Origin of the sequence: Streptomyces solincola, assembly GCF_002982015.1 — a bacterium.
GTDB lineage: Bacteria > Actinomycetota > Actinomycetes > Streptomycetales > Streptomycetaceae > Streptomyces > Streptomyces solincola.
Window position 1 is genome coordinate 1 of the sequence record NZ_PVLV01000488.1, and the last position, 7,154, is coordinate 7,154.

General features: G+C 75.9%; 4 protein-coding genes and 1 tRNA gene. 3 read left to right on the plus strand and 2 right to left on the minus strand.

Annotation, left to right across the window (positions count from 1 at the left end; genetic code table 11):
• Positions 1-4 precede the first annotated feature (4 nt).
• The 3 genes from C6N75_RS25165 (at position 5) to C6N75_RS25175 (ending at position 5,659) form a co-directional block, all read left to right on the plus strand.
• Positions 5-2,368 carry an NHLP family bacteriocin export ABC transporter peptidase/permease/ATPase subunit gene (locus tag C6N75_RS25165; RefSeq protein ID WP_258177604.1) on the plus strand — a complete coding sequence of 788 codons (2,364 nt, stop codon included), beginning with the start codon at positions 5-7 and terminating at the stop codon, positions 2,366-2,368.
• A gap of 121 nt (positions 2,369-2,489) precedes the next feature.
• The gene (locus C6N75_RS25170) at positions 2,490-5,291 is read left to right on the plus strand and encodes an NHLP bacteriocin export ABC transporter permease/ATPase subunit (protein ID WP_105871177.1); all 2,802 of its coding nucleotides are present in this window, start codon (positions 2,490-2,492) and stop codon (positions 5,289-5,291) included.
• Between the two features lie 152 nt (positions 5,292-5,443).
• Positions 5,444-5,659 carry a hypothetical protein gene (locus tag C6N75_RS25175; RefSeq protein WP_105871174.1) on the plus strand — a complete coding sequence of 72 codons (216 nt, stop codon included), beginning with the start codon at positions 5,444-5,446 and terminating at the stop codon, positions 5,657-5,659.
• A gap of 69 nt (positions 5,660-5,728) precedes the next feature.
• Here the strand turns inward: C6N75_RS25175 and C6N75_RS25180 are convergent.
• Together C6N75_RS25180 and C6N75_RS25185 are read right to left on the minus strand one after the other, a co-directional pair.
• Positions 5,729-5,813 (minus strand) — tRNA-Leu (locus C6N75_RS25180).
• Between the two features lie 288 nt (positions 5,814-6,101).
• Positions 6,102-7,136 carry a sugar phosphate isomerase/epimerase family protein gene (locus tag C6N75_RS25185; RefSeq protein ID WP_105871175.1) on the minus strand — a complete coding sequence of 345 codons (1,035 nt, stop codon included), beginning with the start codon at positions 7,134-7,136 and terminating at the stop codon, positions 6,102-6,104.
• Positions 7,137-7,154 lie beyond the last annotated feature (18 nt).

A 7,154-nucleotide genomic window follows, 5' to 3' on the forward strand; every position in this document is an offset into this window, starting at 1 on the left:
TCGACTGGCTCCTGCCGTGACCGCGCCCCGCACCCCTGCGCCCACCCCCCGTACGCGCACCCGTACCCGTATCCGCTCTCGTGCCGCCGACGAGGGAGGCGACGCCGCGCGCCGCGCCCCCTCGTCACGGCGCGCCGCCCGCGGGGTCGCCTCCGCCGACGGCCGCCGCCGGGCCCCCAAGCCCTCGGGCCGGGGGCTCACGCCCGCCCGGCGCTCCTCCCGTACCGTCCGCACGCCGACGATCCTCCAGATGGAGGCCGTGGAGTGCGGCGCGGCCTGCCTCGCCATGGTGCTCGCCCACTACGGGCGGCATGTGCCGTTGGAGGAGCTGCGGATCGCCTGCGGGGTCTCCCGGGACGGTTCGCGGGCCGGCAACCTGCTGAAGGCGGCCCGCGGCCACGGGCTGCGTGCCCGCGGCATGCAGATGGAGCCGTCCGCGCTGGCCGGGACGCCCGCGCCGGCCATCCTGTTCTGGGAGTTCAACCACTACGTCGTCTACGACGGGCCGGGCCGCCGCCTCGGCCGCCGCGGCGTGTACGTCAACGACCCCGGGCGGGGCCGCCGGCTGGTCTCCGACGAGGAGTTCGACGCGGCGTTCACCGGAGTGGCGCTGGTCTTCGAACCGACCGCTGAGTTCCGGCGCGGCGGCCGGCCGCCGGGCGTGCTGGGCGCGCTGCCGGCGCGGCTGCGCGGCACCACCGGCACCCTGCTGGCCGCGCTGCTCGCCAGTCTGCTGCTGGTGGCGGTGGGCGCCGCGGTGCCGGCGCTCAGCCGCACCTACATCGACCTGTTCCTGATCGGCGGGCAGGACGCCGTGCTGCCGGTGCTGTTCACCGGGATGGGCGCGGCGGTGGTGCTCACCGCCGCGCTGACCTGGCTTCAGCAGAACAACCTGCTGCACGGGCGGCTGATCTCCTCCACCCTGGGCGGTGCCCGCTTCCTGCGGCATCTGCTGCGGCTGCCGGTGTCGTTCTTCGCCCAGCGCGGCCCGGCCGACCTGGTACAGCGCCTCCAGTCCAACGACACGGTCGCCGAGACGCTGGCCCGCGACCTGGCCGCGGCCGGGGTGGACGGCGTTGTCGTGCTGCTCTACGCCCTGCTGCTGTGGAGCTACGACCCCCAGCTCACCCTGCTCGGCGTGGGCGTGGCGCTGCTGAACGTGGTGGCGCTGCGGATCGTGGTGAGGCTGCGCGCCACCCCCACGCAGAAGCTGCGCGCCGACAGCGCGAAGCTGGCCGACACCGCGTACTCCGGCCTCCAGTCGATCGAGACGCTGAAGGCGACTGGCGGCGAGGACGGTTACTTCCGCCGCTGGGCCGGGCAGCACGCGGCGACGATGGAGGTGCGCCGGCGGCTGGGCGTGCCGAGCGCCGCGCTGGCCGTGGTCGCCCCCACACTCGCCGCGCTCAACAGCGGCCTGATCCTGTGGATCGGCGGACTGCGGGCGGTCGAGGGGCAGTTGTCCGTCGGTCTGCTGGTCGCCTTCCAGGCGCTGGTCACCCGGTTCACCGCGCCGATCGCCCGGCTGGGCGGGGTGGCCGGCCGGGTGCAGGACCTGGCCGCCGACGTGGCCCGGCTCAAGGACGTGGAGAGCTTCCCGGCCGACGGGCTGTACCTGCGCTCCCCGGCCGGCGACCCGGTCCGCAGGCTGCGCGGCGCGGTGGAGCTGGCGGGTGTCTCCTTCGGCTACAGCCCGCTGGACCCGCCGCTGCTCACCGGGTTCTCGCTGACCGTCGGCCCGGGCCGGCAGGTGGCGCTGGTGGGCGGCTCGGGCAGCGGCAAGTCGACCGTGTCCAGGCTGCTCGCCGGGCTCTACCCGCCCTGGGAGGGCAGCGTGCGGATCGACGGCCGCCCGCTCGCGGACATCCCGCGCGGCGCGCTGGCCGCCTCGGTGTCCTTCGTCGACCAGGACGTCTTCCTGTTCGAGGGCACCGTGCGCGACAACGTGGCGCTGTGGGACCCGTCCGTCCCCGACGAGGCGGTGGCCGACGCGCTGCGGGACGCCGAGGTGTACAACGTGGTGGCGCGGCGGCCCGGCGGCATCCGGGCGCGGGTGGAGCAGGACGGCCGCAACTTCTCCGGCGGGCAGCGCCAGCGGCTGGAGATCGCCCGCGCGCTGGTGCGCCGCCCCAGCGTGCTGGTGCTGGACGAGGTGACCAGCGCCCTGGACGCGCGGACCGAACAGGCGGTGATGGACAACCTGCGCCGACGCGGCTGCGCCTGCGTGGTCATCGCGCACCGGCTCTCCACGGTCCGCGACAGCGACGAGATCGTGGTGCTGGAGCAGGGCACTGTGGTCGAGCGCGGCCGCCACGAGGACCTGCTCGCCGCCGGCGGCCCCTACGCCGCCCTGGTCCGGGAGAGCTGACGTGGAGACCTGGCCGCAGCCCCCCGACGCCCCTGCCTGGCCCGGCGGCGACCCTGCCGACGCCACCACCTGGCCCGGCGGCGACCCTGCCGACGGCCGCGCCCGGTCCGTCGGCGATCCGGTGTCGTACGCCCTGGGGCAGGTCGGGGCGCCGGTGGCCGCCGCCGGGCCGGGGACGGTGGCGCTGGAGGGGCCGCAGGTGCTGTGGCTGGTGACCGAGGGAGCGCTGGACCTGTTCGCGGTGGACGCCGCGGCGGACGGGCCCTGGCACTTCCTGGGCCGGCTGGAGGCGGGCGCGCTGCTGCTGGGCCCGGTCGACGGCGCCCGGCACACCCTGGTCGGCCGGCCGGTGCGCGCCTGCGCGCTGCGCCGTATCCCGCTGCGCGAGCTGTCCCCCCACCCGTACGGGCAGGGGTACGCCGACCCGTACGGGCAGGGGTACGCGGCCCAGGGCGCCTCCCCGCTGGAGGAGGCGTTCGCGCTCGGGGCCGCCCGCGCCCTCGGCGTCCTGCTCCAGGCCCCGCTGGACGGCCGCACGGCGGCCGACGGCCCCCCGGCCTCCTCCGCCGACGACATGCTGTGGATGCCGGTGCCGCCGGGCAGCGTCCACTACGGGGCGTACGACGCGCGGGGCTGTGCCGAGCTGCTGGTGGACGGCGGCCTGTGGCAGCGGCTGGTCGACCAGCAGTACCGGCTGCTGTCGGCGGTGGACCGCTGGATCGAACGGCTGGAGCGGGCCCACGAGGACCGCACGGCGGCGGGGATCGAGGCGGGCGAGGCCGAGCGGGCACGGGCCGACCGGACCCTGCTGGCCGCGCTCGGGCCCCGGTCCGCCAGGCGTACGAGGGGCCAGGCCGGCGCCGGCGACGGCGAGGCCGCCGCGGCGGTGTGCCGGCGGGTGGCCCGGGCCGCCGGCATCACACCGCCCGCCGACGGCGGGGCCGGCGGCGGGTCCCGGCCGGACCCGGTGGAGCGGTTCGCGCGGGCCGCGCGGGTGCGGACCCGGACGGTCCGGCTCACCGGCGACTGGTGGCGCACCGACGTCGGTCCGCTGGTGGGGTGCTGGGCGAGGTCCGGGGCCCCGGTGGCGCTGCTGTGGCGGCGCGGGCGGTACGAGGCGGTGAACCCGGTGTCGGGGCTGCGGCTGCGGCTCGGCCCGGAGAAGGCCGCCGAACTGGAGCCGCGCGGCACGATGTTCTACCGGCCGCTGCCGCCGGAGCCGCTCACGCCGGGTCGGCTGCTGCGGTTCTCGCTGCGGGGCGCGGGCGGCGACCTGCGGACCCTGGCGGTGGCCTGCCTGGCCACCGTGCTGCTGGGCGCGCTGGCCCCGATCGCCACCGGCCGGGTGCTCGGCGCGTACGTGCCGGAGGCGCGCACCGGTCTGATCACCCAGGCGGCGGTCGCGGTCATGGCGGCGAGCGTGGTGTCGGCGGCGTTCCTGCTGACGCAGAACCTCACCGTGCTGCGGCTGGAGGGCCGGGTGGAGAGCGCGCTGCAACCGGCCGTCTGGGACCGGCTGCTGAGGCTGCCGGCGCGCTTCTTCGCCGGTCGCTCCACGGGCGAGCTGGCGAGCGCGGCGATGGGCGTCAGCGCGATCCGCCGGGTGCTGACCGGGGTGGGGCCGGTGGTGGTGCAGGGCACGGTGGTCGGCGCGACCAACGTGGTGCTGCTGTTCTGCTACAGCGTGCCGCTGGCGCTGGCGGCGCTCGCCGTGCTGACCGTGGTCGCGGTGGTCTTCCTGGCCCTGGGGCTGTGGCAGGTGCGCTGGCAGCGTCAGCTGGTGAAGCTGACCGACAAGCTGAGCAACCAGGCGTACCAGACGCTGCGCGGGCTGCCGAAGCTGCGGGTGGCGGCGGCGGAGAGCTTCGCCTACGCGGCCTGGGCCGAGGGCTTCGCCCGCTCCCGGGAGCTCCAGCGGCGGGCCGGCGCGGTACGCGGCCTCGCCGCCGTCCTGGACGCCGTCTACCTCCCCCTCTGCTCGCTCATCGTGTTCATGCTGCTGGCCGGTCCCGCGTACGGCTCGATGCCGGCCGGGGACTTCCTGACCTTCAGCACCTCGGTGACGATGCTGCTGGCCTCGGTCACCCAGCTCACCGGGGCCCTGGTGTCCGCGGTGGCCGCCCTGCCGCTGTTCGAACAGGTGCGGCCGGTGCTGGACGAGGAGCCCGAGGCGCCGGCCGGCTCCGCCGACCCGGGCGAGCTGACCGGCGCCCTGGAGGTCCGGAACGTCTCCTTCCGGTACGCCGACGACGCTCCGCTCGTGCTGGACGACGTCTCCTTCGCCGTCCGCCCCGGCGAGTTCGTGGCCGTCGTCGGCCCCAGCGGCTGCGGCAAGTCCACCCTGCTGCGCCTGCTGATCGGCTTCGAGCGCCCGGCCTCCGGCAGCGTCCGCTACGACGGGCAGGACCTGGCCGCGCTCGACCGGGCCGCGCTGCGCCGCCAGTGCGGGGTGGTGCTCCAGGACGCGGTGCCGACCGGCGGCTCGGTGCTGGAGTGCATCACCGGCGCTGAGCCGTACACCCAGGAGGAGGTGTGGGCGGCGGCCGAGCTGGCGGGCCTCGCGGACGACATCCGCCGGATGCCGATGGGCCTGCACACCATGGTCGCGGGCGGCGCCGGGGTCTCCGGCGGGCAGCGGCAGCGGCTGATGATCGCCCAGGCCCTGATCCGCCGCCCCCGCGTCCTGCTCCTGGACGAGGCCACCAGCGCCCTGGACAACGCCGCCCAGCGCACGGTGATCGACGCCACCCGCGAGCTGGCGGCGACCAGGCTGGTCATCGCGCACCGGCTGTCCACCGTCATGGACGCCGACCGGGTGCTGGTGCTCTCCGGCGGCCGCGTCGTCGAGCAGGGCCCGCCCGCCGCCCTGCTGGCCGACCCGGCCGGCGAGCTGCACGACCTCGTACGCCGCCAGATGACCTGACGGAGCGCCCGTACGAGGGCGCGCTGCGCTGTCCGGCCCCGCTCGAAAGGGTGGGTTCGGCCGCGACACGCGCGCCGCTCCCGCCGTCCCGGGAACTTCTCACTCCGAACCCCGCCCGGACGGACCGGGCGGTGCGTCCACGGAGGATCACCATGCTGAGGAAGGCCCTCGCCTGCGCCGCGCTCGTCGCCGCCGCCACGGCGCTCGGTACCGTCCCCGCCGCCGCGAACGACGACGACCGGGACCACGGCAGCTTCGGCGCCGTCGAGTGGAACAAGGGCAAGTTCGCCACCCTGGAGTCCGCCGGCGGCTCCGAGATCGCCGCGGGCGGCTGGAACCAGGGCGGCGCCGTCGAGGCCACCTGGTAACTCCTCGTCGCCACGACGAAACGCCGACAGGCCCCGTGCGATACGGGGCCTGTCGTCGTTCTTCCGCTGTGTCCGAGGGGGGACTTGAACCCCCACGCCCGATAAAGGGCACTAGCACCTCAAGCTAGCGCGTCTGCCATTCCGCCACCCGGACAGGGTGTGCGCCGCACGGGCTTCCCCGCGGCGACAACGACCACTCTACCAGGGCCGCGGGCCCCTCCTCACCCGCATATCCGATGGTCAGACCGGCGCGCCGCCCCCGTCCGCACAGGGTCAGCGGCCCCCTACCCCACGTGTCCGTACGGGCCGGCGGCTCAGCCGCGCAGGCGGTCCAGCACCGTGCGCACCGCCCGCCGCACCGCCTCGCGGGACCGGGGCCTTCCGCCGGGTGCTGGGCGCCCTGCGGTCGCAGGACGGCCGGCCGGGGACGTGAGGAGCGGGGTCAGCGGCCGCCGCGTTCGCGCAGGGAGTGCAGGTGGGCGCTGGACTTGCGGGCGAAGGCGAAGGAGTCGACCGGGTTGTCGTGCTCGGCCTGCCAGTGGTGGTCGCGGCGGCCGCCGCGGGTGCGGCCCACCGCGGTCATGAACCGCCGGTAGTCGATGTCCCCGTCACCCACGTCGACCATCCGGTAGCCGTCCCGGGCGGCGACGTCCTTCTCGCCGTCCTTGACGTGGAACAGCGGGTAGCGGTCGGGGTGGCGCAGCACGTAGTCCAGCGGTTCGAACGGGGCGGGCACGCCGTCCGGGCGCCGGCCGAAGCGGAAGGCCCCGGCGTACGCCCAGTAGACGTCCATCTCCAGGAAGACCAGGTCCGGGTCGGTCTCGGCGAGCAGCACGTCGTAGAGGCGGACGTCCGGGCGGTCGGTGGCGAAGGAGAACTCCTCGGCGTGGTTGTGCTGGTAGAACTTCATGCCGCGCTTGCGCGCCTCGGCGCCGTAGCGGTTGAAGTCCTCGGCGCAGCGCTTCCAGCCGTCCACGGTGGCGCCGTAGCGCCAGGGCCCGGAGGCGGTGCCGATGTGCTTCAGGCCGAGGGCTTCGGCGTCGTCCAGGACCTTGGTGAGATTCTGCGCGAAGCTGTACGCGGCCGGGTCGGCGTCGTCGTGGTAGTTGACGTGGCTGCCAATGGCGCGCAGCCCGTGGTCCCGGGTGAGCCGGCGGAGCTGCGCGAGGGTGAGGGGGCCGGCCGAGCCCTGGGTGTAGCCGGCGTACTCGACCTCGTCGTAGCCGTGGAGCGCCAGTTCCCGGAAGACGGCGGCGAAGCCGAGGGTGGAGACCTTGTCGCGCAGGGAGTAGAGCTGTACGCCGAGCCGGCCGGGCGGCAGCACGGGGCGGCCGTGGCCCCGCCCCTGCGCGGCGGCGGGGGTGGCGGCGGCGGAGAGCAGGGCGGCCGCGGTGGTGCCGGCGGCGACGCCGAGCATGCCGCGCCTGCTGAGCCGGTGGGCGAGTTCGGGGTCGGAGTCGCGCGGGGTGCGGGGCATGGCTGGGCTCCTGGAGGA